This is a genomic window from Desulfovibrio sp. X2, from assembly GCF_000422205.1.
GTDB lineage: Bacteria > Desulfobacterota > Desulfovibrionia > Desulfovibrionales > Desulfovibrionaceae > Alkalidesulfovibrio.
Genome location: NZ_ATHV01000022.1, coordinates 117696 through 142799, shown reverse-complemented (window position 1 = coordinate 142799; position 25104 = coordinate 117696). Strand labels below are relative to the sequence as shown.

Here is a 25104-nt window from a genome sequence, read left to right as displayed (position 1 = left end):
ATGTCCTGCAAGGCCATCAACCAACAGCTCCTCGGCATCATCTGCAGCGTCTTCGACGCGCACTCCGCCGTGCTCTTCCTGCCCGAGGAGGCCGGCTCCTATTCCATGGCCGCTAGCTTCAGCCTGAGCGACAAGATCAAGAAGGGTGCCGTCATCGCCCCTGGACAGGGGCTCGCGGGCTGGATCATCCGCAACCGCGAGCCGCTCCTGATCAACAATTTCGACCAGAAGCGCGGCGTGCTCGGCTACTACGAGGGCGGAGAGGAGTCGCGCGTGCGGGCCTTCATGGGCTGCCCGCTGGATCGCGACATGGGCGTGCTTTGCCTGGACAGCATGCGCACCTACTCCTTCAGCGCCAAGGACCAGAAGATACTGCACCAGTTCGCCCAGTTCATCGTCGGCCTGGCCGAGGACCGCGACCAGCGCGCCGCGGACGGCTCCCTGTCCGGCTACTACCGGGCGCTGCAGGCCATCTCCATGCTGCGCACCAAGACGCCGCGCTGGACCACCTTCATCGACGGATTTCTGCAGATCGTTGCCGAGGCCGCGGGCATGTCCACGGTCTTCCTCACCGTGCGCGACGAGAACGGCCGCCACTATTTCGTGGAGGGAGCCACCCGCCTGCCCGTGCGCGGAGCCTCGCCGGACCAGGCCTACCCCATCGGCAACGGGATCATCGGCTGGGTCTACAAGAACGGCGCCCCCGTCTTTTCGGGCGACCGCGAATCCGCTTCGTCCATGCCGCTCTTCGGCAAGGACGTGGTCACCGCGCCGTACGCGACCCTGGCCTGCCTGCCGCTGCTCGTGCACAGGCGCACCCGAGGGGTGCTCGTGGCAGCGGACGAGCGGGGCGTCCCCCTCAGCGACGACCTCAAGGCATTCCTGGCGATGGCTACGGGCAACCTGGCGTTATTTCTCGAGAATCTCTATCTGAAAAATCGTTTGACCTCAGCTGCGGGAAAGGAATAATACGGCATCCGGTTATGGACTCCATAGCACACTCCTTCCGTTCCCCCGAAGTGGCATAAGAGAGCACCCTATGTTCTTCAGCAAACTGTTCGGCTTCCTTGGCACAAACCTGGCCATGGACCTCGGCACGGCCAACTCGCTTCTCTATACGGCCAAGGACGGCATCGTGCTCAACGAGCCTTCCGTGGTGGCCATCGACAACCGCGAGGGCCGGATCATCGCCGTGGGCAAGGAGGCCAAGGAATACATGGGCCGCACCCCGGAGAAGATCCGGGCGATCCGGCCGCTGAAGGACGGCGTCATCGCCGACTTCGAGGTCACGCGGGAGATGATCGCCTTTTTCGTGCGCAAGGTCATAAGCGGCATGCGCATCGTCAAGCCCAAGATCGTCATCTGCGTGCCCACCGGCATCACCCAGGTTGAAAAGCGCGCGGTCATCGAGTCCGCGCAGCAGGCCGGAGCGCGCGAAGTCAGGCTGGTCGAGGAGCCGATGGCCGCGGCCATCGGCGCGGGCCTGCCCATCGACCAGCCCGTGGGCAACATGGTCGTGGACATCGGCGGCGGCACCACCGAGGTCGCGGTCATCTCGCTCTCGGCCGTGGCCTACGCCGAATCCGTGCGCGTGGCGGGCGACGAGCTGAACGAGGCCATCCAGCGCTATTTCCAGGACCAGTTCCAGATGCTCATAGGCGAGAACATGGCCGAGCGCATCAAGATCGCCATCGGTTCGGCCTACCCGCTGCCCGAGCAGATGACCATGGACGTCTCGGGCAAGAACCTGATCACCGGCACCCCGTCCTCGGTCACGGTCACGGACGGCCACATCCGCGAGGCCATCCAGGAGCCCGTGAGCGTCATCGTGCGCGCCACGCGCACCGCCCTCGAGAAGACCCCGCCCGAACTGGTCGGCGACATAGCCCGCAACGGCCTGCTGCTCGCGGGCGGCGGCGCGCTGCTCAAGGGGCTGGACAGGCTCATCTCCCGCGAGACGCAGCTGCACGTGATCATCGACGAGGATCCCCTGACCACGGTGGTGCGCGGCACCGGCAAGACCATGGCCAACGAGGAGACCTTCAAGTCCGTCTTCATCAACTAGCCTGGGACGGTCCCGGTTTTCGCCAGGCGTCGGCCAGGCTTTTGAAAGAGGCGGTCCCCGGACCGCCTCTTTCGTTTTTGGGAGGTACGCATGGAATACGAGGGACTGCTGGACGGTCTGCTGGCCGTCTCGAGGAGCGCGGGCGAGGTCGTCCGCCAGGACTGGAGCGGCGCGCGGGAGATCACCAAGAAGGGACGCATCGATCTCGTGACGCAGACGGACATGCGCGTGGAGGAACTGCTGCGGGAAAAGCTCGGCGCCCTCCTGCCGGAGGCGGCCTTCTACGGCGAGGAATCGTCCGACGGCAAGGGACCGGGCGAGCTGGCCTGGATCGTGGATCCGGTGGACGGAACCACGAACTTCGCCCACTCCATCCCCTTCGTGGCCGTGTCCGTGGCGCTCTGGGCCGACGGGCGCCCCGTGCTCGCCGCGGTCAACGCGCCCATGCTCGACGAACTCTACCACGCAGCGCGGGGCAGGGGAGCCTTCTGCAACGGCGCTCCCATGCGCGTTTCGGACTGCGCGAAGCTCGTGGACGGCATCGTGGCCACGGGCTTCCCCTATGCCATCGAGCGCTATGTGGACCGCATCCTGGCGCACATGCGGCGCATGCTCCTTGCCACCCAGGGCGTGCGCAGGCCCGGCGCGGCGGCCATCGACATGGCCTTCGTGGCCGCGGGGCGCTACGACGGTTTCTACGAATACGGCCTCAAGCCCTGGGACACGGCAGCCGGCTGGCTGCTCGTGGAAGAGGCGGGCGGCCGCGTGAGTTCCATGGATGCGGCAAAGCCCTACCTGCTCGGCGCGGAGAACATCCTGGCGAGCAACGGCCTGCTTCATGAGGCGCTTTCGGAAATTCTGCGCAAGGATCTGGAGCCGGGCCGGCCCGGCTGAGCCGTGGCTCAGGAATCGGCCGGGGGAAGGGCAGGGGAGGCTGAAGGAAAGATCAGGCCGTGCTCCCAGAAATGGACCAGGGCCGGGGTCAGGAGCTCGCGGAACTGGGCCACGAGGCAGTCGAGCTCCGCGCGGTCCACGAAGTAGCCGCCGTCCACCTCCTCGGGGTTGGGCACCGGTTCTTCGCGGAACGTCCCGGCCGTGAAGATGGAGACGAACTCCCAGCCCGTGGAGGCGCTGGCCGAGACCTCGGCAAGCAGGTGCATGCGCGTGGCCGAAAGCCCGAGCTCCTCGTGCAGCTCGCGGATGGCGCCGTCCTCCATGGCCTCGCCCGCCTTGACGTGGCCGGTGGCCGAGAGGTCCCATCGCCCGGGGAAGCGGCTCTTGGACATGCTGCGCTTTTGCAGGTAGACCCTGCCGTCGTCGTCGTAGACCAGCACGACCACGGCGCGGTGCATGAGCGCCTGGGCGTGCACGTCGTCGATGGGCATGACCGCTATGGGGCGATTGCCTTCGTCCACGACCTCGATATATTCGACCTCCGGGGTCGCCGACTGGCGCGGCTGGAGGCGCGGCTTTCTGAATCTGCGCGGCATGGCGGCTCCTTTACACGAGCGTTGCGATGGAAACAACACCGAAGCCCCCCATTTCCTGGGCCATTCCGCCCGTCGTCCGGCTCGTGCCGAATGACGCGGCAGAGCTGGCCTCGCTCGAGCGCGCCTGCTTCAGCCATCCCTGGAGCGAGGAGCAGCTGGCCTACGGCCTGCGCGAGAAGGCCCTGCACATCCTCGGCATGCGCGCGGAGGACGGAACGCTCGGCGCCTACTGCTCCTTCTATTGCGTGGCCGACGAGGGGGAGATCGTGAACATCGCCGTGGCCGAGGGGAACCGACGCCGAGGCTGGGGCCGGGTCCTGCTCGGGGCCGTGTTGCAAAGCGCCGCCGAAATGGGCATACATCGAATGTTTCTGGAGGTGCGCCAGTCCAATGCCGCTGCCATCGGCCTCTATGCCGCGCACGGCTTCGTGAGGACCGGCGTGAGAAAACGGTACTACCCCGACACCAACGAAGACGCGCTGGTCATGACCCTGACCATGGCCGAGGCGCGCCAGGAGCCGTCATGAAATACCTCGACTCGGTCGATCTCAAGGGCAAGCGGGTGCTCATCCGCGTGGACTTCAACGTCCCGCTCAAGAACGGCGTGATCCAGGACGACAACCGTATCGTCCAGAGCCTGCCCACCATCCGCCTGGCCCTGGAAAAGGGCGCGGCCGTGGTCCTCTGCTCGCACCTGGGCAAGCCCAAGGGCAAGGTCGTCCCCGAGCTGAGCCTGGCCCCGGTCGCCGCGCACCTCTCCGACCTCTTGAACCGCGACGTGACCATGGCTCCGGACTGCGTGGGCGACGAGGCGGCGAAATTCGTTGCCGATCTCGCGCCCGGCCACGTGCTGATGCTCGAGAACCTGCGTTTCCACGCCGGCGAGGAGGCCAACGACGAGGCCTTCGCCAAGGCCCTGGCCGCGGGCGTGGACGTCTACGTGGACGACGCCTTCGGCACGGCGCACCGCGCCCACGCCTCCAACGTCGGCGTGACCGAGTTCGTGCCCGAGTGCTGCTGCGGCCTGCTCCTGAAGAAGGAGTGGGAGTTCCTGGGCGAGGCCCTGGCCGAGCCTGTCCGTCCCTACGTGGCCATCTCCGGGGGTGCCAAGGTCTCCACCAAGCTGGCCGTGCTGCGCCGCCTCCTGGACAAGGTGGACGTGCTCATCATCGGCGGGGCCATGGCCAACACCTTCCTCCTGGCCCAGGGCCACGAGGTCGGCAGCTCCCTGGTCGAGCGCGACCTGACGGACGAGGCGTTGAATATCGTCAAGGAGGCCGGGGCCAAGGGCGTCACGCTGCTGCTGCCCGTGGACGTGGTCGTTGGCGGCTCGCTCGACGACGCCGTGACCGGCGGCATCTTCGACGCTGCCGCCATCCCGGCGGGCAAGATGGTCCTCGACGTCGGCCCGAAGACGGTCGACCTGTACACCTCGGCCCTGGCCACGGCCAAGACCGTGATGTGGAACGGCCCCATGGGCGCCTTCGAGAACCAGGCTTTCGCCCAGGGATCCCTGGCCATTGCCCGCTGCCTGGCCAAGCTCGCCGGGGTCACGACCATCGTCGGCGGCGGCGACACGGACGCCGTGGTGCACAAGGCCAAGCTGGCCGACAAGTTCACCTTCATCTCCACCGGCGGCGGCTCGTTCATGGAATTCATGGAAGGCAAGGAACTGCCTGCCTTCAAGGCTCTGGAGGGATGCGGCAAGTGAAGAAGCTGATGGCCGCGAACTGGAAGATGTACAAGACGCGGGCCGAGGCAGAGGCCACGGCGCGCGAGATGGTCCGTCTCATCGCCCCGGGCCTGCCCGAGGACCGGGAGCTGCTGGTCTTTCCGCCGTTCACGGCCCTGGCCGCCGTGGCCGGAGCCTTTGCGGGGCAGAAATCCTTCGCCGTGGGCGGGCAGAACTTCTGGCCGCACGGCGAAGGCGCCTTCACCGGCGAGATCGCGCCCGGCATGCTGCTCGACGCGGGCTGCACGTGGGCTCTGGCAGGCCATTCCGAGCGCCGCTGGGTCCTGGGCGAAAACGACGACCTGGTGGGCGAGAAGGTGGCCTACGGCCTCCAGAAGGGGCTCTCCATGGTCCTGTGCATCGGCGAGAAGCTCGAGGAGCGCCGCGCGAAAAAGGTGGAGGAGGTCCTCGACCGCCAGCTCGAGCGCGGACTCGTGCCCGCTGCGCGTGAATTCGCGAACAGGCTGGCCGTGGCCTACGAGCCGGTCTGGGCCATCGGCACGGGCGAGGTCGCGGGCCGGGAGGAGATCCGCCAGGCCCACGCCCACACACGTGATCGTCTGGTGCAGATGATGGGTGAAAAGGCCCTGGAAATCCCCCTGCTGTACGGCGGCAGTGTCAAGCCGGACAACGCTTCCGAAATTTTGGCGCTTGACAATGTGGACGGTGTATTGGTAGGTGGCGCAAGCCTGACGGCTGAAAGCTTTTCGCGCATTGCGCTGGCTTGATGGCGCAGGTTTTTTTACCGGAGAAAGTACGTTGAGCGGAATTGTTCTCACATTGCACATCATCGCCTGTCTGGTGCTCATCGTCCTCGTCTTGCTGCAGTCCGGCAAGGAGGGCATGGGCGTCATCTTCGGCGGCGGCAGCTCGTCCGTGTTCGGCAGCTCCGGCGCCGGCGGCCTGCTGGTCAAGGCCACGGCGGTTCTCGCCGTGATCTTCCTGCTGACCTCCCTGACCTACAACAGGCTCACCGGGGTCAAGGCCGTTGCCACTGACTCGATCATGATGACCGCGCCCGAGCCGAAGGCCGAAGCGGCCAAGCCCAAGCCCGAAGTGACCTTCGAGGAGCCCGCCAAGCCGCAGGCCCCCACTGCCGCTCAGGACCAGGCCGCGAGCCCGGCGCCCGAGCAGAAGGCTCCCCAGGCCCCGGCGGAGGGACAGAAAGCCCAGTAATTCGACGGTTCGCGGAAGTGGTGGAACTGGTAGACACGCTATCTTGAGGGGGTAGTGGCCAAAAGCCGTGGGGGTTCGAGTCCCCCCTTCCGCACCATATATCTCGGCCCGGGGTTGCCCCGGGCTTTTTTGCCCCCGGGCGCCATAATGCCACCGCACGACGCCGGGAACATGAACGACAGATGAAATGACGGTGGCGATGCAGAGACGGCGGCGTGCTTCCGGAAAGGGAAGGCGCCCTGGCCGCAGACAAAGGATGACCTGGCAGAAGACAACGACGACGGTCCGCGGAAGTGGTGGAACTGGTAGACACGCTATCTTGAGGGGGTAGTGGCCAAAAGCCGTGGGGGTTCGAGTCCCCCCTTCCGCACCATATATCTCGGCCCGGGGCAACCCGGGCCTTTTTTTGTTTTTCCGATGGCCCGCAGCGAACGAAAGGGTTTGTGGATTCACCATGGCGCAGACGCGCCGACCTGTTACGAGGCTGGACAGGGACTTCCCGGAAAACGCCTCTTTCCGGGACAGGAGAGGTCCGTTGCGCAGGTCCTTGCTGGTCACACTCCAAAGCCGAGCGTTCCGGTCATTTCCGCAGTCTCATGCCGCTTTTTCGGGCGAGATTTTTTCGTCTATGATCTTCAATGATTGTAAATAAGTGGTCAACTTTCTTCCCCGCTTGTCTAAAGATGCCCCACACTTTTGGCCGATAAGGCGAGAGAGGAGAGGCAACCATGGAAGGCGGCTCGCTCGACGAACGGCCCGAGGAGCAGGAAGGGCTCCCTCGTGGCCGCGAGCATCCACATCAACGCGCGCAGCGGATCGCGGAGATCAAGCGCCAGATCCGGGAAGGCACCTACCGCCCCCCGCTTCTGGCCGTGGCCGACGAACTGCTGAACGGCGGACATCTGAGCTTCGATCACGACGACGAGTGAGATCGAGGCCCAGGCCCTTGTCGTGCGGCCGCCTGACGACGAAAAAGGCCCCGGGGAACATTCCCCCGGGGCCTTTCGTCTTCTTGAAGGAACAGGCCGGAGCTAGAGGTCGAGCTCGGCCTCGATGAGATCCTCGTAGGTCTCGCGACGCCGGATCAGCTTCTCTTCCCGGCCGTCCACCAGCACCTCGGCCGCGCGGCGGCGGGAGTTGTACTGCGAGGACATGGTCATTCCGTAGGCACCGGCCGAGAAGGCCGCGAGGCACTCGCCGGGTTCCACGGCAGGCATTTCGCGGTCGCGGGCCAGGAAGTCCGTGGACTCGCAGATGCCGCCGACCACGTCCACCGTCTCGACGGGACGGCTCTTCTTGTCCACCTCCTCGATGCGGTGGTACGAGCCGTAGAGCGAGGGGCGCACCAGGTCGTTCATGGCCGCGTCCACGATGACGAACTTCTTCACCGGCGTCTGCTTGGTGTAGACGGTGTTGAAGACCAGGATGCCCGCGTTGCCGCAGATCACGCGGCCGGGCTCCAGGACCAGGGTCAGGGGCAGGTCCTTCAGCCGCTCCGTGAGGGCCGCGCCGAAGGCCGAGGGCTGCGGGGGCTCCTCCTCGTCGTAGGTGATGCCGAGGCCGCCGCCCAGGTCGAGGTAGTTCACGTAGATGCCCAGGTCCTTCAGCTTGCCGTAGAAGCCGAGAACCTTGTCCAGGGCCTCGAGGAACGGCTCGAGCGTGGTGAGCTGCGAGCCGATGTGGCAGTCGATGCCAACGGGATCGAGGTTCTTCATGTCCCGGGCCATGATGTAGCCCTGAAGGGCCGTGTCCATGTCCAGGCCGAACTTGTTCTTCTTCATCCCCGTGGAGATGTAAGGGTGGGTCTTGGGGTCCACGTCGGGGTTGATGCGCAGCGAGATGCGCGCCCTGACCCCGAGGCGGCCTGCCGCGGCGTCGATGGCCGCGATCTCGCCCAGGGACTCGGCGTTGAACATCAGGATGCCCGCGCGCAGGGCGTCCTCGATCTCTTCGTCGGTCTTGGCGACCCCGGAGTAGACGATCTTCTCGCCCGGAATTCCGGCCTTGAGCGCGCGGAAGAGCTCGCCGCCCGAGACGATGTCCACGCCCGCGCCCATCTCGCCGAGGAGCTTCAGGATGTGGATGTTGGAGTTGGCCTTGACCGAGTAGCAGACCAGATGGGGCAGGCCGGCAAAGGCCGAATCGAAGGCCTGGAAGTGGCGGCGGAACGTGGCCGCACTGTAGACATAGGTCGGTGTGCCGTGGTGGCGGACGATGTCGGCCACTGGCACCTCTTCGGCAAAGAGGTGGCCATCACGGTACTCGAAATGGTTCATTGCTGCTGCTCCTGCTGGGTGCGGGGGTTGTTGGGCTGTGGGAGAACCGGGCACATCACCGGAGGCATGGCCAGAATACGGTTGTGGCCCACGAGGCGGAAGCGATAGGCCTTTCCTCCGGAAATATCACAATAATTGACCTGGACCTTGTCGCCCGTGATGCGCACGCGCGGGTCGTCCAGTCGGTAGTCCACGCGGAACTGCGGATTGAAGGGACAGGTGTCGCATTCCACGGTCATGTCCTCGATCTCGAGGCTGAGCGAGCCGAGCATGTCCGCGTTGCCGCGTATGATCGCGCTGGCCACGATGCAGTTGCCCAAGACGCCTCCGTCCGCATTCGTGAGGGAGAAGGAGTCCTCTCCGAACTGCGGCTTTGGGGGGCCCTTCTTGCCGCAGCCGCAGAGCGCCAGGGCGAACACGACCGCGAGGCAGAACGCCCGAAGGAGGGCCCGGGAGGAGAGAATGCGGGCGGGCAGGGGGGGACGGTGTCGGGCGATTCTCACTCTTCCTTCTCCAGCGTGGCTTTCCAGTCGTAGATCATCTGCAGCGCCTGCATGGGCGAAAGCGCGTCGGGTCTTATGGCCCTCAGGGCATCCAGCACGGGATGCGGCAAGGGTTCCGCAGGTCCTTGCGGCTCGGCCGGGGCCTGAGGCCGGGGCAGGCCGGGCAGAAGGCTCTGTCCGATGATCGCGCGGTGCTGCTCGCCCACGCCTTCGCGCTTGCGCTCCAGTTCGGACAGGAGTTCCCTGGCGCGCTGCACGACGTTTTGCGGCACTCCGGCAAGTTTTGCAACCTCGACACCGTAGCTTTTGTCCGAGGGACCGGGGACCAGGCGCCGCAGAAAGACGATCTCGCCCTTGTACTCCCGCACCGCGATGGTGAAGTTGCGCAGGCCCTCCACGCGGCCTTCGAGGCTCGTCAGCTCGTGGTAGTGCGTGGCGAAGAGGGTGCGGATGCCGCCCGAGGCGCGTCGCGCCAGTTCCTCGACCACGGCCCAGGCCAGGGCCATGCCGTCGAAGGTACCGGTGCCGCGGCCGATCTCGTCCAGGATGACGAGGCTTCGCCGCGTGGCCTGACGCAGGATGCGCGCGGTTTCCATCATCTCGACCATGAACGTGCTCTGGCCCTGGGCCAGGTTGTCCGAGGCGCCCACGCGCGAGAAGACCCGGTCCACGAGTCCGATCTCGGCCTCGGCCGCGGGCACGAAGGAGCCGATCTGGGCCAGGATGGCGATGATGGCCGCCTGCCTGAGCACCGTGGACTTGCCCGCCATGTTCGGGCCGGTGATGAGCAGCAGGCGCGACTCCTCGTCCATGGACAGGTCGTTGGGCACGAACCCGGCGCTACCCTGCACGGCCTCGACCACCGGGTGGCGGCCGGAGCGGATGCGCAGCCTGAGATCCCTGTGCAGGCTCGGCTGGCGCCATTCGCAGAGCACGGCCGTCTCGGCCAGGGACTGCCAGTAGTCGATGCGCGCGAGGCGTCTGGCCATGTCCATGAAGCGCGGCCGGGCCTGGGCCATGGCCTCGCGCAGCTCGAGAAAGAGCCGGTACTCCAGTTCGCGGCGCTTGCCCGCGGCCTGCAGGATCCTGTCTTCCAGCTCGCCGAGCTCCTGGGTGACGAAACGCTCGGCGTTGGCCAGGGTCTGTCGGCGCACGAAATGGGCGGGCGGCTCCTGGCCCGAGGCGCGCGAAAGCTCGAAATAGTAGCCGAAGACCTTGTTGAAGCCGAGCTTGAGCTTGGGCAGCCCCGAGGACTGCCGCTCCTGCTCCAGCATCTCCTGCAGTTTGGCCTCGCCGTGCTCTGCGAGTTCCAGGAGCTCGTCCAGTTCGGCGTGCCACCCGGACTTGAACAGCCCTCCCTCGGTGATGGTCGGGGGAGGGGAGTCGGCCAGGGTGGTCCTGAGCCGCTCGCACAGGTCCTCCATGGCGTCCCAGTCTTCGGCCGCATGGGCCAGGGCCTCCGGCGGCGTATCGGTCGAGGCGATGAGCTCGTTCAGGACCGTGCCGATCCCGGGCAGCATGGCCAGGGAATTGCGCAGCGCGGCGAAATCCTTCGGCGTGGCCCGGCCGAGCACGATGCGCGTGGAGAGTCGCTCGAGGTCGTAGACCTTGTCCAGCGCGCCGCGCAGGCCCTCGCGCAGTTCCTGGCGCTGCGCGAGCAGGGCCACGGCTGCCTGCGTGCGCTCGATGGGCTTTTGCTCGCGCCAGGGCTGGCGCAGCCGGACCTCCAGGTAGCGGCCGCCCATGGGGGTCATGGTCCGATCGACCACGGAGCGTAGGGTGCCCCGGCCCGTGCGGCCGTCCAGGGTGCGGAAGATCTCGAGGTTGCGCTCGGTGATCTCGTCCAGGATCAGGTAACGGCCCAGGTTCAGGGGCTGGAACTGCCCCAGGTGGCCCATCTCCTGGCGCTGGGTCTGGGCCAGGTAGGCCAGGAGCGCCCCGCAGGCGCGGACCAGATCGGGCTTGTCGCCGAGGTCGAGCGTAGCGAGGTCCACCACGCCCTGGGCCTTGAGCAGCCTGTCGCCCGCGGCGCGCACGTCGAAGAAGAGCTCGGGCACGTAGGTCACCCTCTCGCGCAGTTCGCCGTACTGGTGCGGGACCTTGAAGCCCGGGGGCAGAAGGAGCTCGCGCGGGCCGAGCTTCAGGAGCCACTGCCAGAGCCCCGGCTCGCTCCTGGCCGAAAAGCCGCTCCATTCGCCGGTGGAGACGTCGATGAAGGCCAGGGCCCCCTCGCCGCGCGAGGCGTCGAAGACCAGGGCGGCGAGGTAGTTGTGGATCTTTGCGGAAAGTCCGTTGTCCTCGACCAGGGTGCCGGGCGTGAGCACCCGCGTGACCTCGCGCTTGACCAGTCCCTTGGCCTGCTTGGGATCCTCGACCTGGTCGCAGATGGCCACCTTGTAGCCCTTGTCCAGAAGCAGCGGCAGGTAGTTGTCCACCGCGTGGTGCGGCACGCCGCACATGGGCACGGGGTTCTCCTGGCTCGGGTTGCGGCAGGTGAGCGCGATCTGCAGCTCCCGCGCCGCCACCTCGGCGTCGTCGAAGAACAGCTCGTAGAAGTCGCCCATGCGGAAGAAGAGCAGGGCGCCGGGATGTTCCTCCTTGATGCGGAGGTACTGTTCGAACATGGGCGTGATGCGGCCCGGAGCGGATGCGGCCATTCTTCCGGTCACCTCACTCCGTAAGCCGCATGCGGTAGCCGATGGAATGCCAGCTCTGGCAGCGGGGGCACAGGTAGAAGACGCGCTCGCGCTTGAGCCCGCAGGCGCGGCACATGAACCGCTTCACCTCGCGGGCGCGGGCGACGAAATATTGCAGCTGCTCGGAGAGCATGGGTGAAACCGGCTCCTCGGCCAGGGCGCGCGCCAGCATCTCCAGGCGGGCAGGCCAGAAGTCGGGATTGAGCAGAAGGCTTCGTTCGAACCATATCGCGGCGCCCTCGTGGTCGCCCAGGGCCTGGCGCAAAAGTCCGCCGTAGAATTGCAGGAGCACGTCCGGCGCGTGGGCCTCGAGCGGGGAGAGCAGGCGCCCGGCGAGCGTCGCCCGGGCCTCGGGCGACTCGTGTCCCGGCGTGCCCCGGGAAAGGTAGCCGAGCATCAGTTCCAGGACCAGGAAGCGCAGCTCCGGAGCGACCTCGTGCAGCGCCCGGGCGATGTGCTGCTCCGAGCCTTCCGGAAAGCCCGCCTGCAGGTCCAGGATGACGGTCTCCACCCAGGCCTCGGGCGAGCCAGGATGGACCTCGAGAGCCCTGTCGATGAGGCGCAGCCCCTCCGTCGCCTGCTCCTTGCCGAGCAGCTCGACCGCCTGGCGCACGAGATAGTGAGCCTGGGCAGGGGCGTGGCCGATCTTGCCGTAGAGGTCGGCCGCGGCCTCGAACTCCCCGGCCTCGGCCGCGAGCCGGGCAAGCTCCACCAGGATGGGCGGCTCGTTGCCCGCCAGTTCACGCGCCTTTTCCAGGGCGTTCAGGGCACGGTCGAGAAAACCGGCCCGCTTGTAGTCGCGGCCGAGCTCGTAGAGCACCTTGGCGGTGATGTCGCGCGGGATGTCGTGGCGCTCGATGAGATTGGTGCGGATCTGCACCGCGCGCTCGAGCTCGCCCTGGGCCCGGTAGAGGTTGCCCAGGGCGAGGTAGAGCTCGATGGCGTCGGGATTGTTCTTGACCGCCCGGCTCAGTTCGCCGATGGCCGCCAGGGTGTCGCGGGAGGGCGGGGCGTATCCTTCCATGTCGGAAGGCAGGCCCGCACCCTCGTCATTCGTCTCGCCGAAGAGTTCCTTCAGCCATGACCAGGAGGTCATTCAGCTCCCGTACGCGCGTCCTGTCTAGGAGGCGGAGTCCTCGTCCGTCGTCGTGCCGTAGGTCGAGGAGACCGAATCGGACGAGGCGGAGGAGGTGTTGGAATAGGACGAATAGGAGGGCGTCTCCTGCGCCGCGCGCAGGGAGGCGACCTCGTCCTCGAGCTTCTTGACCTTGGCCGTGGCGGAGCGGAGCATGCCGCTCAGGCGGACCTTCTCGATGAAGAAGTAGAGGATGGCCAGCACCGCGCCCAGCAGGAAGGAGAGCAGCACCACGAGGTAGATGGGCATGGCCACGGAGGTCCAGCGGTAGCCGAGAATCTCGAGCTGCAGCTGGATGGTCTCGGAGAAGATCGGCGTGTTCTGGATGAAGAAGATCATCGAGGCGACGAAGATAAGCGCCAGGATGAGCACCTTGAGGTAGCGCATGGTGACTCCTTTGCCGTTCAGCCGACGAAGAGCGGCCTCAGCCGGGTGTAGGTTGAGCGGAGATGTTCGGGAATGACGCTCGTCTCTCCGAACACGGCCATGAATGAGTTGTCCCCGTTCCAGCGGGGGACGATCTGAAAATGGAGGTGGGCGGCGATGCCCGCCCCGGCTGCCTCGCCGAGGTTGAAACCGGCGTTGATGCCGTGCGGATTGAAGGCCTTCCTGAGGACGCCCACGCAGCGCCGTACGAGCGACATGACCTCGAAGCTTTCGTCCTCGGTCAGGTCCGTGAGGCAGCTCACATGGCGGTAGGGCGCGACCATGAGGTGTCCGTTGTTGTAGGGAAACTTGTTCATGATCACGTAGGCGGATTCTCCGCGATGAAGTACCAGGCGTTCCTCGTCCTCCTCCGTGGTCTCGGGGAGGCAGAAGACGCATGTATCCGGTTTGGGGCCCAGGATGTAATCCAGGCGCCAGGGAGCCCACAGGACCTGCCTGCTCACGTCGTCCTCACTTGAAGTATCTCTTGGCAAGGTCGACCGCCTCGTCCGGGGACGCCGCGGGCACCACTCCCTCGAGGGTGCTGTAGCGGCCGAGCGCGATGACCGTCTTGCCCGTTTTTCTGGCCAGGGCCAACTCCGAAAGCGTTCCCCATCCGCCGTCCACGGCGATGACGACGTCGGCGTTGGCCACCACGAGGAAGTTGCGCATCTGACCGAGCCCCGTGACCAGGGGAAATTCAACGAATTCATTGGCCTGGTCCCGCACGAGACCGGGCAGCAGCCCGAGGGTATGGCCACCGGCCGAACGCGCGCCTTCGCAGGCCGCACGCATGGTCCCTCCGAGCCCGCCGGTGACGAGGCAGAAGCCCTCGATCGCCAGGAGCCTTCCGATCTCCCTGGCGGCAGTCTCGGCCTGCGAAGTCGCCTCGCCGGCCCCGATGACTGCCACGTACCGCTTTCTGGTCATGTTTCCTCCCATCGGCGGCGAGCTTCTTTCATTACACGGCGCAGGCCGCCAGGGCAAGCCTCAGCCCCCTTCGCGTGGTGCAGGCAGCGCATCCGCGGGCCTGTTCGCGGTCAGGATCTCCTCCACCATGCGGCGGGCAAGGGCAAGCTGCTCCTCGCGGCGTTCCGCGCGGCCGTCTATCCTGGCCGCGCGCACGAGGCGCAGGATCCGGCCGTACTCAGGCCCCGGCGGCAGGCCGAGGCGCTGCAGGTCCGCACCGCCGATCTCGATGGACACGTCGCGAAGCCGCGCGAGATAGGCCGAGATGCCCTTGCGCACTTCGTCGCGCGTGCTGCGGGCCATGAGGTAGAGCACTCCCTCGAGCGGCAGGGGCTCCAGGGCGAAGCAGAGCTCGGAGACCGGACCGGAATGCGCGACCCAGAGAGAGATGGCGTGGAAGGCCTGGGCCACCGAGGTGCGCAGGGAAAGGAACTCCCGCTGCTCCCGTTTGGAGAAGCCGAGGCGCTCCGTGAGCGCGTGCGCGGCCCCATCCTCCATCTCCGCGCACAGGCAGAGCAGGTAGATCATCCACGGCTCGGGCGAGGCATCCTCGCGGTAGAGCAGCCGATACCAGTCGAGGACTTCCTCGATCTTCTCGAGCAGGGCGGACTTTTTCGGCGTGAGCTCGAGCCCGGGCTGGAGCTGGCCCAGGAGCTTGAACTCCTCCATGCGCGCAAGGCAGAGCCGGGCGTTCTTCTCGTCGCACAGCAGCTTGAATTCATGGAAGATGCGGCTCCCCGTGAGCTTCTGGAAGAACTGCATCTGGATGGCGCTTCTGATCAACCGCTCCGTCTGGCCGCCGATGCGGAAGCCGAAGCGCTGCTCGAAGCGGATGGCGCGCAGGATGCGCGTCGGGTCCTCGACAAAGGACAGGGAGTGCAGGACGCGCAGGACCTTGTCCTTCAGATCCCGTTGCGCGTCGAAGAAGTCCACGAGGCGGCCGAAGGATTCGGGGTTGAGGCGCACGGCCAAGGCGTTGACAGTGAAGTCGCGGCGGTAGAGGTCCATCTTGATGGACGAGAGCTGCACCGTGGGCAGGGCGGCGGGGTATTCGTAATATTCGAGACGGGCCGTGGCCACGTCGATGCGGCGGCCGTCCTCGAGGATGACCACCGCGGTCTGGAACTTGTCGTGCTGCTTGACCCGGCCGCCGTATTCCTCGGCCAGCCGCCCGGCAAAGGCGATGCCGTCGCCCTCCACCACGAAGTCCACGTCCAGGTTGGGCCGCGTCAGGAGGAGGTCGCGCACGAAGCCGCCGACCACATACACGTCGAAGCCCATTTCTTCCGCGATTTCACCGGCCCTGTGCAGAATCTCAAGTACTTCTTTAGGAAGTCGCTCGTTGAGCAGCGTCTTCACGCTGCGCTCACGCTTGCGGTCCGGCTGCAGGCTCTCGGGAATGCGCGCGGGCTCCTCGATGAGGATGTGGATGAGGTCCGTGCGCGTGAGCACGCCGACGACCTGCGTGCCCTCGACCACGGGCACGAGGCGCTGCCGCTGGCCGAGAATGATCTCCATGGCCCGGTAGAGGTCTGTCTCCGGCGTCACGGAGGCGATCTCGCGGCCCATGTATTCCTTGACCTGCACCTTGCCAAGGCCGTGGCTCACGGCCTTGTCCGCCAGCTCGTGCTCGATGAGGCCGACCAGGGCGCCGGTCTCGTCCACCACGGGCACGGCCTTCAGCCCATAGCGCGCCATGACGTCCGCGGCCTTGGCGAGCAGGGTGTCGCGGCGCACGACCACGGGCGGCTTGGACATGAACTTGCTGACCCGAAGCTCGGGGTTGATCTCGGAATAGAGCAGGGCGAAGAGCTCGTCGCGCACCTGGGTCATGGTGCGGTCCTTGATGGAGGCCGAGGCGGCATAGGCATGCCCCCCGCCGCCCAGAGACTCGCAGATGCGGCCCACGTCCACCTCGGCGGTGCGCGAACGCGCCACCAAGGTGATGCGGTCGTGCATCCTGCCCAGGGCGAAGAGCACGCGGATGCTCTCCATCTCCATCATCTTGTGCACGAGCACGGCGAAATCGCCGACGTACTGCTCCATGGAGGCCTGGGTGATGACCACCTTGATGCCGTTGATGTCCAGGATCTCGGCCGAGCTGAGGAGCATGTTCAGCACGGCCACCTGGTCGGCCGTGAGGTCGCGCGAGAGCAAATCCGAGACGACGTTCAGCTCGAGTCCCTGCTCGAGGAGCCAGGCCACGGCGCGCATGTCGTGGGGCGTGGTCGAGGGGAAGGTGAAGTTGCCCGTGTCCTCGTAAGTGCCGAGCGCGATGACCGTGGCCTCCTCGGGGCCGAGCGCGATGCCGCGCTCCATGATCTCGTGCGTCAGGATGGCCGCGCACGAGCCCCATTCCTTGTAGACCTCGAGCGACGCGGCGAGATCGTCAGGCGCGTCCGGATGGTGGTCGTAGAGGTGTACCTCGAGGCCCGGCAGATCCAGGAACTGGGCCACATGCGGCAGGCGCGAGCGCTGGCGCGTGTCCACGACCACCAGGCGCCTGACGGCGGACGGGTCCAGATCCTTGGCGGCCACGAAATTGAAGAGGTACATGGCGCTCTGGATGTAGAAATTGCGCAGGTTCTTCTCCTGCGAGCCGGGAAAGACCAGGGCGGCGCCGGGATAGAGCTTGGCCGCGGCGATCATCGACGCCAGGCAGTCGAAATCAGCGCCGGTGTGGCCCGTGATGATGGTCTCGGCCTGGATGCGGGAGGAGCGGGGCGCAGGGGAGGGGTGTCTCGTGTCGGCCATGATCCGAAGTCTAGGGGATTTTTCCGGCCTTTTCAAAAGGATTCGCGGATTCAGGGGCAAGGCCGCGTCCTTCCGCCGGGGTCATCCCCGGGGGTGGAAGCGCTCGTGCACGGCCCTGAGCCTGCCGGACTGGATGTGAGTGTAGATCTCCGTGGCGCTAATGTCCGCGTGGCCCAGGAGCATCTGCACGGTGCGCAGGTCCGCGCCGCCCTCCAGGAGGTGCGTGGCGAAGCTGTGGCGCAGGGTGTGAGGCGAAATCTCGCGCCGGATTCCGGCCTCGGCCGCGTAGCGCTTGATGATCTTCCAGACGCCCTGGCGGGTGAGCTTCTTTCCGGAGCGGTTGAGGAAGACCTCGGCGTCCTTGGGGCCGAAGAGGCCGCGCCAGGAGGCGATGTAGCCGCCCAGGAACTCCTGGGCCGTGGCGTGGATGGGGACCAGACGCTCCTTGCCGCCCTTGCCCCAGATGCGCAGGAGGCCGGTCTGGGCGTCGTAGTCCAGGGGCTTGAGCCCGATAAGCTCCGAGACGCGGAGCCCGGCGGCGTAGAGAAGTTCCAGCATGGTTCTGTCGCGAAAACCGAGCTTGTCCGTCAACGAGGGCAGGGCGAGCATGCGCTCCACCTCCTCGCGCGTCAGGAACTCGGGAAGCTGGCGGGGAAGCTTGGGGTTCTCCAGGAGCTCGGCGGGGTTTTCGGGCAGGAGCCCGTCGTCCGTGGCCCAGGCGAAGAAGCCGCGCAGGGCCGAAAGATGCCGGGAGATGGTGCGGCTCTTGAGGTCGCGCGCCCGAAGGGACACGAGATAGAGGAAAAGGGTCTCGCGCGTGACCTTGTCCAGGTCCACGCCGCCTGCGGCGAGGAAGACCAGGAAGTCCGTCATGTCGGCCGAATAGGCGGAGAGGCTGTTCTCGGCCAGACCCTTTTCCACGGTCAGGCGCTGCAGATAGGCATCGACCCATGGGTGATGGGGCAGGGCGGAAGGGGCGTGTCCGTTTCGTCTTTCGTCGTTCATGCCGGGCGCTCAGCGGGGACCTTTAGCGCCGAGCTTCCCGGCGCGCAAGCAAAATGCTTCCCGCGCGCGCAAATCCGGTGTTTGACAGAGCGCGGCTCGGCAATTTACATCGGCCATTCCATCACGCGCACGCTAAAGGAGATTTTTTCTATGTCCGACTTCCCGTTCGCCGACAGGCTTTCCACCCTGCCGCCCTACCTTTTCGCCGCCATCGACAAGGCCAAGGCCGCGGTCAAGGCGCGGGGCGTGGATATCATCAGCCTGGGCATCGGCGACCCTGACCTGCCCACCCCGGACTTCATCATCGAGGCGCTGCACGAAGCCGCCAAGAAGCCGGTCAACCACCAGTATCCGTCCTACATCGGCATGCTCGAGTTCCGCCAGGCCGTTGCCGACTGGTACAAGGAACGTTTCACGGTGGGCCTCGACCCCGAGAGCGAGATCGTGACGCTCATCGGCTCCAAGGAAGGCATCGCGCACTTCCCCCTGGCCTTCATCAACCCGGGCGACATGGCCCTGGTCTGCACGCCGAACTACCCGGTCTACAACGTGGCCACCAACTTCGCCGGCGGCGAGGTCGAGTACGTTCCGCTCGTGGACGGGAACGACTTCCTGCCCGACCTGGACGCCATCTCCGAGGAATCTTGGAAACGGGCCAAGATGATCTTCATCAACTATCCCAACAACCCGACCGCGGCCACGGCGGGCCCCGAGTTCTACGCGAAGCTCATCGCCAAGGCCCGCGAGTCCGACACCATCGTCCTGCACGACGCGGCCTACACCGAGATCTACTACGACGCGGCTGACAAGCCCGCCTCGATCCTCGAGTTCGAGGGCGGCAAGGACGTGGCCATCGAGTTCCACTCTCTGTCCAAGACCTACAACATGACCGGATGGCGCATCGGCATGGCCGTGGGCAACCCCTCGCTGGTCAAGGGGCTGGGCAAGATCAAGGAGAACTGCGACTCCGGCGCCTTCCAGGCCGTGCAGGAGGCGGGCGTGGCCGCGCTGAAGAAGGGCGAGCCCTTCGCCGAGCAGTTCCGCGCCATCTACAAGGACCGCCGCGACACGGTCATCGCCGCCCTGCAGAAGATCGGCATCGAGTGCCGCGTGCCCAAGGCCTCCTTCTACATCTGGGCCAAGGTGCCGCACGGATTCAGCTCCACGGACTTCTGCACCAACGTGCTGGAGAAGACCGGCGTGGTCATCACGCCGGGCAACGGTTTCGGAAAGCCGGGCGAGGGCTATTTCCGCATCTCGCTGACCGTGCCCAGCGATCGGCTCGAGGAGGCGGTATCGCGCATCTCCAAGCTGTAGACGTCTTCCTAGGCCTGGGCTCCAACCTGGGCGGCAGCGAGGCCGTGCTCAAGCGCGCGATCGGCAGGATCGGAGAGATCCCCGGCGTGCGCGCGAGCGCGGTTTCGCACATCTACCTGACCGAGCCGCAGGACCTGAAAGAGCAGCCCTGGTTCGCCAACTGCGTCATGCGGCTCGCCTGCAGGGCCGAGGTCTCGCCGTACGGCCTGCTGGACGAGCTCGAGTCCATCGAGACGGAGTTCGGGCGCACCCGCGAGGTCCGCTTCGGGCCGCGCAGCCTGGACATCGACATCCTTCTCTTCGGTGACAGGACAAGCGGGGAGGGGAGGCTTATCCTTCCGCATCCCCGCATGCGAGAGAGGGCCTTCGTCCTCCTGCCGCTGGCGGAACTGGCGCCCGCCTTGCGCCTGCCCTGGGGCGAAACGCCCGCAGAGGCCCTCTCCCGGCTCGACTATCGTTGTGAAGGGTTGCGCATCTGGCAAACAGACTAATTGTCTTTCTCCTCGGATATCTGTAATGATGGAAAAGTAAGCGGAGGTATCACGGTGATCAAGCTTCTTCTCTTCGTTGCGTGCGGCTATGTCCTCTACCGCCTGTTCATGGGGGACAAGAAAAAGAAGGAAATGACGCAGAAGAAGAACGTCGAGAAAATGGTTGCCACCGGCCAGATGGTCAAGGACCCGGTCTGTGGCACCTACGTTCCTCAGGATAGCGACATCCGCGTGCGTGACGGCGAGAAAATCCATAATTTCTGCAGCTATGAATGTCGTGATACCTTCCTCAAGCAGCTGGAGGCATCCCGCCCCAAGGAGAACCAGAAAAACATCGAGGAGTAGGGAGGCGACATGAAATTTTTCATCGACACCGCCAACCTGGACGAGATTCGCCAGGCCAAGGACTTCGGCCTGATCGACGGCGTGACCACCAACCCCACGCTGCTCTCGCGCGAGCAGAAGGACTGGCGCAAGCAGATGCAGCTGGTCTGCCAGGAGGTGGACGGCCCGGTTTCGCTCGAGGTCATCGGCACCACGGCCGACGAAATGCTCAAGGAGGCCAAGGAGCTCGTCAAGTACGGGCCCAACGTGGTGGTCAAGATCCCCATGCTCATGGAAGGCATGAAGGCCGTGCGCAAGCTTTCCGAGATGGGCATCAAGACCAACGTCACGGTCTGCTTCTCCCCGGTCCAGGCCCTGCTGGCGGCCAAGGCGGGAGCGGCCTACATCAGCCCCTTCATCGGCCGTCTGGACCACCTCGCGCAGCGCGGCATGGATCTGGTCGAGGAGATCGTGACCATCTACCGCAACTACGATTTCCAGACCGAAGTCCTCGTCGCCTCCATCCGCCATCCGCTGCACGTGGCCGAGGCGGCCCTGATCGGTGCGGACGTGGCCACCATTCCCTACAAGGTGCTCTTCGAGCTCGCCAAGCACCCCATGACCGACCTCGGGATCGAAAGCTTCCTGAGCGACTGGAAGAAAAGCTTCGGCGAATAGTCTTCTTCGCCTCACAGGACAGCCCGGAGACGGGCGCCGAAAAAAGCCGGGATTTCCCCGGCTTTTTTTGTGCCTGCAAACAGGCTGCTGAAGTCCCAGGGAAGAAATCGTCGATGAGGGGACGAGGGGACCTCCGGATCATGTCGAGCCAGGCTTGAGAGTCTTTGGAGATGATCAGGGCGGATAGGAAGAGGGATTTCCTCAATCCCGGGCACGTTCGACGCTGAGAAGCGTTGAAGGGACCTGTGGGAGGCTTGTGGACCCAGGAGGCGGGGCCGGGCTTCCAAGCTGCGTCGGGGCATGCATTTCCGGGCAGCTTCGACATGAAGACCGAAGTCTGTTTCCGTGCCACGTGAACGAAATCGCGCCTTGATTTTCCCAGTGCCGTCCGGCTGACGTTCGGCTGCTGACCTTCGGCTTCGGATCAAAACCAGGTTCCCGATCCGAGGCAGCAGTCGAGGCTTCAATATGACATCATAGCATCATCATTTCGTATTACATGACATGTCTTTTCCGTTCTTCTAATGTTTACGTCCGTCATTTCGGTATCCTGTACGATGCCCCTTTATTGTCCCATAATGTAAATTATGTTAACTTTATAAAATATGGGGCTCACCCACCCAGGAAAACCTTCACCGAAATCTTTCGAGAAACTCCATGCCGGCCGATCCAAACCATGGGACGAGGCACCAGAAACGAGCCTCACGAATGCCCTCCGGTCATGGTCCTTGGATGAGACAATGAAGTCTTTCCCGGCGCGCGGATCGGAACCGGTCTCGCTGGTCCCGGAAGTCGGTCCGCACGAGACATGGCCCATACCCATTCCACTTCCGAACTCATCCCAACTCGGCCAGCGAGATTCTCTCTCAAGCGTCACCCGGTGGATTCCCCATGAAGGCCCCCAGGAAAAGGGCGCAACAGGCAGCTTCACGCGTCTTGCCACAAAGGGGGCTCACTGCTAGAAAATCGCAGTTTTCCCGTCATCACCCAGGGAGTTCCGCATCCATGGCCAATCTGTCGCGTCGAATAGTCCCTCTCGTCCTTGCCGCCGCTCTCGCATGTCCCTCGCTCTCGTCCGCAGCCACGCCAACTGCCAAGGGCGGGGATTTCGCCACCTGGCTCGAGCAGCACGGCGCCTATGACGCCCTCGACATCGAGCTCTCCGAGAAGCCCCAGACGCCTGAGGTCATTCTCGAGCGCGCCCGGCTGCTGCTCAAGCTTTCCCGCTCGGAAGCGGCGCTCGGCCTTCTCAAGGGCGCAGCAGGCTTCTCCTCTCCGTCTCTCGAGCACGAGCGCCTCTGGCTTCTCGGCCAGGCCGCCCGCCAGTCCGGCAGACTCCCGGAAGCCCTTGCGGCATGGCTCACGGCCATCGGTCCGGCCCCCACCCGGGACGACACCGCCCGCCTGCGCGAACAGCCCGGGTTTCCCGAGGCGTACGAGGACGTCTGCCGCATCTGGCTGTGGGAAAAGGAGCAGACGGCCGATCCCGACATCGCCGCGGCATCGTCCGCGCGGATCAAGGCTGCCCTCGATGTCGGACGAGCCACCTGGCCCGCAGATCTCTTCTGGCTCGAGGCGGACCAGGTCACGCGGCTGAAGTCCGGGAGCGCCCTGACGGATGCCCAGGCAAGCCACGGCCTGCGGGTCACCGACCAGGACCGCGAAACCCTCGTGCGCACACTGGCCCACGCAGCTCTTGGCGACTGGCGCGGCGCGCGGCTCGAACTTGACGGACTCTCCCAATCGTTATTCAAGGATTACTGGAACATTTTCCTCGGCAGCCTGCAGTCCGGCGTCGGAGTTCCCGACCTCTCGGCCTTCCGCAGCGCCGGGATGCTCAAGGCGGCTGCATTCTGGGACGGCATCGCCACGGCATCAGGATCTCTCGACGCAGCTTTCTGGAAGATTCACGCCCCAAGCCTGCGCGACTGGAACAGTGTGCGTACGCGCCTCGACCTGGCGACCCCGGCGCAGGCGAAGGAGATTCTGGACAAGGAGCTCGGCTCGAGCCAGGTGGACCCGCTCACTGCCGAACGGCTGCAGCAGTTCGGCCTCGCCTTCGCCCTGCTCGGCCAGGAGACCGCGCGTGTCTCCGCGCTCGCCAAGGAGCTCGCCCCTTCGCGCCTGCCCCTGTCCCTCAAGCTTGCCTTGAGCATTTCCCGGCGCGAATCTCCGCGCGGCTTTTTCAAGGACGACGACACGGCGGGCTTCGGACTGCTGCGCCATCTGACGGAAGCGGCCGGTTTCGCGGCCTATGGCGACACGGGCATCCCCTTCTGGACCGAACTGACGCCCGCCGGATGTCTGGACGCCTCGGCGCGGCATCCATTCGACCAATGCCTGCTTCTGGCCGCGCTCACGGACTCCTGGGACGGCTCCCCCTCCCCTGCCCTGGCCCGCCGCCTCGGACTGCTCTTTCCCGGCAGCCGGGCAGGAGCCGCCGCCCTGGTGAGCCTGGCCGCGGACGCGGGCAAGGCCGGGGAGATATCAACCTCGGCCGCCTACCTCGGCCGCGTGAACCCGGCCCTTCTCTCGGGCAAGGCCCGCGTGGACTGGCTGCAGGCCAAGGGAGCGCTCGAGATAGAGCTCGGCCGGGACGATCAGGCCCTGGCGACCTACACGGAGCTCTACACCACGGACCGCTCGCGCCTGAGCGCGCCGCAGCGCATCAAGCTCGCCCTGCTGGCCGAAGCCAGAAACAAGCTCGATTTCTCGCGCGTCGTGCTCGAGGATCTGTGGAAGGACAAGAATTCGCTGACCACCGCGGAGCAGGCCGAGACGCTCTTCTGGCTTGCCGAGGTCGCGGATGGTCAGGGCCGCACGGACGAGGCCCTGCACGACTATCTGCAGGTCGCCTGGAGCTATCCGCAGGAGAACATCTGGGAGCTGACCGCGCTCTACCGGGCGGCCCAGATCTACGAACGCACGGATCGCCTGGACTTGGCCAGGGAGCTGCTCGGGATGGTGATCAAGAACTCCGACCGCAAGAGCCAGCGCGACCAGGCCGAACAGCTCCTGCAGCAGATAGACGCCAGGAGCAAGGCGGAGAAGGCACGGCCCGCGCCCGGGAGCACGGGAGCCGCGGGAACCGGCTGGACCTATCCTTTCTAGGGAATACGTCACCTCGCCGCGCGCAGGCGGCGGGCAAGGCGCGCTTAGGCCCGGGGCTGGCCGTCCTCTTCCGGGGGGCGGGTCTTCCAGCGCTTGTGCATCCAGAACCACTGCTCGGGATAACGGCGCACGTAGGTCTCCACGGCGCGGGTGTAGAACTCGGCCGTGGCCTGGACCTTCTCGTCGCGCTCGCCCTCGAGTGACGCCGTGTCCAGCGGCTCGTCGAAATGCTGGACGTAGCGCCCGTCTTCCGCCCTGACCAGGAAGCCCGGCACCACCAGGGCCCGGGCGCGCACGGCCAGGAGCGCCGGCCCGAGGTTCACGGCGGCCGTCTGCCCGAGGAACGGCAGGAAGACGGCCTCGTCTCGGGTGCAGTTGTGGTCCACGAGGAAGGCGGCCATGCCGCCCTTGCGCAGAATGCGCAGGACGGGCATCACGGCCTGGCGGTGCGGCACCACGTCCACCATGGGCCTGGTGCGCAGGCGCATCATGACCTCGTGCAGGGCCTGATCCTTGGGCCGCCTGACCACGACGATCTTGCGCTTGCCCTCGAAGGCGCCGAGCGAGCCGGTCTGCAGTTCCCAGGCGCCGAGGTGTCCGGTGGCGAAGATGACCGGGCGCTTCGTCTCGGCCAGGAAACGTACCCGCTCCGGATCGGCGAAGGTCACCCCCTCGGCCAGGAACCGCGGGTCCATGCGCTGCGTGACCATGATCTCCACGAAGGACCGGGCATTGTGCCGGAAGCTCTCCTTGGCGAGCCGCCCGGCTTCGGGTTTCGAGATGCCCAAATGGCGGACCATGGCTTCCACGGCCAGCTTGCGCCTGCCCGGCAGCGCCTGCCAGAGCAGCCCACCGAGCGCGTTGCCGAGCCGTGCGGTCTGTTCAAAGTTCATCCTCCGTCCGGCGGAGGTCAGGATTTCGTAGAGCAGTTCGCGCATGGAGAAAGATGTCCTCGC

The 25104-nt window shown here is 65.8% G+C and carries 24 protein-coding genes and 2 tRNA genes; 15 read left to right on the top strand and 11 right to left on the bottom strand.

Annotated features, from left to right (window positions below; genetic code table 11):
• The 3 genes from DSX2_RS09145 (at position 1) to DSX2_RS09135 (ending at position 2959) form a co-directional block, all read left to right on the top strand.
• Complete coding sequence (locus tag DSX2_RS09145) at positions 1 to 969, top strand: GAF domain-containing protein (protein WP_020879891.1); 969 nt, start codon at positions 1 to 3, stop codon at positions 967 to 969.
• 70 nt (positions 970 to 1039) lie between these two features.
• Positions 1040 to 2065, top strand: coding sequence for a rod shape-determining protein (locus DSX2_RS09140; RefSeq protein WP_020879890.1), 1026 nt, complete (start codon positions 1040 to 1042; stop codon positions 2063 to 2065).
• A gap of 90 nt (positions 2066 to 2155) precedes the next feature.
• A complete protein-coding gene (locus DSX2_RS09135; RefSeq protein ID WP_020879889.1) occupies positions 2156 to 2959 on the top strand; it encodes an inositol monophosphatase family protein in 804 nt (267 codons plus the stop codon).
• An 8-nt stretch (positions 2960 to 2967) separates the two neighbouring features.
• Here DSX2_RS09135 and DSX2_RS09130 read toward each other — a convergent pair whose 3' ends face one another.
• Positions 2968 to 3555 carry an NUDIX domain-containing protein gene (locus DSX2_RS09130; protein WP_020879888.1) on the bottom strand — a complete coding sequence of 196 codons (588 nt, stop codon included), beginning with the start codon at positions 3553 to 3555 and terminating at the stop codon, positions 2968 to 2970.
• Positions 3556 to 3581: 26 nt separating this feature from the next.
• On the opposite strand from DSX2_RS09130, the gene rimI reads away from it, so the two are divergent.
• The 7 genes from rimI to DSX2_RS09095 all read left to right on the top strand — a co-directional run bounded on the left by rimI (position 3582) and on the right by DSX2_RS09095 (position 7392).
• Positions 3582 to 4082, top strand: coding sequence for a ribosomal protein S18-alanine N-acetyltransferase (gene rimI / locus DSX2_RS09125; RefSeq protein WP_020879887.1), 501 nt, complete (start codon positions 3582 to 3584; stop codon positions 4080 to 4082).
• Positions 4079 to 5266: a phosphoglycerate kinase gene (gene pgk, locus DSX2_RS09120; protein ID WP_020879886.1), complete on the top strand. Its 1188-nt coding sequence runs from the start codon at positions 4079 to 4081 to the stop codon at positions 5264 to 5266. The genes rimI and pgk overlap by 4 nt, the downstream gene beginning before the upstream one ends.
• Positions 5263 to 6015, top strand: a complete 753-nt coding sequence (gene tpiA / locus DSX2_RS09115) for a triose-phosphate isomerase (RefSeq protein ID WP_020879885.1) — start codon at positions 5263 to 5265, stop codon at positions 6013 to 6015. Before pgk ends, tpiA begins: the two co-directional genes overlap by 4 nt.
• Positions 6016 to 6046: 31 nt before the next feature.
• Positions 6047 to 6463 (top strand): preprotein translocase subunit SecG, encoded by a 417-nt coding sequence (gene secG / locus DSX2_RS09110; RefSeq protein ID WP_020879884.1) that lies wholly within the window; start codon positions 6047 to 6049, stop codon positions 6461 to 6463.
• Between the two features lie 11 nt (positions 6464 to 6474).
• Positions 6475 to 6560 (top strand) — tRNA-Leu (locus DSX2_RS09105).
• Positions 6561 to 6750: 190 nt separating this feature from the next.
• Positions 6751 to 6836: transfer RNA gene (locus tag DSX2_RS09100), tRNA-Leu, on the top strand.
• Positions 6837 to 7191: 355 nt separating this feature from the next.
• Positions 7192 to 7392, top strand: coding sequence for a flagellar biosynthesis anti-sigma factor FlgM (locus DSX2_RS09095; protein WP_020879883.1), 201 nt, complete (start codon positions 7192 to 7194; stop codon positions 7390 to 7392).
• A 102-nt stretch (positions 7393 to 7494) separates the two neighbouring features.
• Here the strand turns inward: DSX2_RS09095 and lysA are convergent, their stop codons facing one another.
• From lysA to xerD, 9 genes are all read right to left on the bottom strand, one after another.
• On the bottom strand, positions 7495 to 8739 hold the full coding sequence (gene lysA, locus DSX2_RS09090; protein WP_020879882.1) for a diaminopimelate decarboxylase: 1245 nt from the start codon (positions 8737 to 8739) through the stop codon (positions 7495 to 7497).
• Positions 8736 to 9242: a hypothetical protein gene (locus DSX2_RS09085; protein ID WP_020879881.1), complete on the bottom strand. Its 507-nt coding sequence runs from the start codon at positions 9240 to 9242 to the stop codon at positions 8736 to 8738. The genes lysA and DSX2_RS09085 overlap by 4 nt, the downstream gene beginning before the upstream one ends.
• Positions 9239 to 11899 (bottom strand): DNA mismatch repair protein MutS, encoded by a 2661-nt coding sequence (gene mutS / locus DSX2_RS09080; RefSeq protein ID WP_020879880.1) that lies wholly within the window; start codon positions 11897 to 11899, stop codon positions 9239 to 9241. The genes DSX2_RS09085 and mutS overlap by 4 nt, the downstream gene beginning before the upstream one ends.
• 13 nt (positions 11900 to 11912) lie before the next feature.
• A complete protein-coding gene (locus tag DSX2_RS09075) occupies positions 11913 to 13034 on the bottom strand; it encodes a tetratricopeptide repeat protein (protein ID WP_020879879.1) in 1122 nt (373 codons plus the stop codon).
• A gap of 24 nt (positions 13035 to 13058) precedes the next feature.
• Positions 13059 to 13460 (bottom strand): lipopolysaccharide assembly LapA domain-containing protein, encoded by a 402-nt coding sequence (locus tag DSX2_RS09070; protein ID WP_020879878.1) that lies wholly within the window; start codon positions 13458 to 13460, stop codon positions 13059 to 13061.
• 17 nt (positions 13461 to 13477) lie between these two features.
• Positions 13478 to 13963, bottom strand: a complete 486-nt coding sequence (locus DSX2_RS09065; protein ID WP_020879877.1) for an HIT domain-containing protein — start codon at positions 13961 to 13963, stop codon at positions 13478 to 13480.
• Between the two features lie 7 nt (positions 13964 to 13970).
• Entirely contained in the window at positions 13971 to 14429 is a 459-nt protein-coding gene (locus DSX2_RS09060; protein WP_020879876.1) for an LOG family protein, read from the bottom strand.
• A 60-nt stretch (positions 14430 to 14489) separates the two neighbouring features.
• Positions 14490 to 17222: a CBS domain-containing protein gene (locus tag DSX2_RS09055; RefSeq protein WP_020879875.1), complete on the bottom strand. Its 2733-nt coding sequence runs from the start codon at positions 17220 to 17222 to the stop codon at positions 14490 to 14492.
• 81 nt (positions 17223 to 17303) lie between these two features.
• Positions 17304 to 18227, bottom strand: a complete 924-nt coding sequence (gene xerD, locus DSX2_RS09050) for a site-specific tyrosine recombinase XerD (RefSeq protein WP_020879874.1) — start codon at positions 18225 to 18227, stop codon at positions 17304 to 17306.
• A 150-nt stretch (positions 18228 to 18377) separates the two neighbouring features.
• On the opposite strand from xerD, the gene DSX2_RS09045 reads away from it, so the two are divergent.
• From DSX2_RS09045 to DSX2_RS09025, 5 genes are all read left to right on the top strand, one after another.
• A complete protein-coding gene (locus DSX2_RS09045) occupies positions 18378 to 19544 on the top strand; it encodes an LL-diaminopimelate aminotransferase (RefSeq protein ID WP_020879873.1) in 1167 nt (388 codons plus the stop codon).
• Positions 19523 to 20035 carry a 2-amino-4-hydroxy-6-hydroxymethyldihydropteridine diphosphokinase gene (gene folK, locus DSX2_RS09040; protein WP_268870075.1) on the top strand — a complete coding sequence of 171 codons (513 nt, stop codon included), beginning with the start codon at positions 19523 to 19525 and terminating at the stop codon, positions 20033 to 20035. Before DSX2_RS09045 ends, folK begins: the two co-directional genes overlap by 22 nt.
• Positions 20036 to 20089: 54 nt before the next feature.
• Positions 20090 to 20380 carry a hypothetical protein gene (locus DSX2_RS09035; protein WP_020879871.1) on the top strand — a complete coding sequence of 97 codons (291 nt, stop codon included), beginning with the start codon at positions 20090 to 20092 and terminating at the stop codon, positions 20378 to 20380.
• Between the two features lie 9 nt (positions 20381 to 20389).
• The gene (gene fsa / locus DSX2_RS09030) at positions 20390 to 21037 is read left to right on the top strand and encodes a fructose-6-phosphate aldolase (RefSeq protein ID WP_020879870.1); all 648 of its coding nucleotides are present in this window, start codon (positions 20390 to 20392) and stop codon (positions 21035 to 21037) included.
• A 1005-nt stretch (positions 21038 to 22042) separates the two neighbouring features.
• Positions 22043 to 24148, top strand: a complete 2106-nt coding sequence (locus DSX2_RS09025; RefSeq protein ID WP_020879869.1) for a tetratricopeptide repeat protein — start codon at positions 22043 to 22045, stop codon at positions 24146 to 24148.
• 44 nt (positions 24149 to 24192) lie between these two features.
• Here the strand turns inward: DSX2_RS09025 and DSX2_RS09020 are convergent, their stop codons facing one another.
• Complete coding sequence (locus DSX2_RS09020) at positions 24193 to 25086, bottom strand: lysophospholipid acyltransferase family protein (RefSeq protein ID WP_020879868.1); 894 nt, start codon at positions 25084 to 25086, stop codon at positions 24193 to 24195.
• Positions 25087 to 25104: the final 18 nt, after the last annotated feature.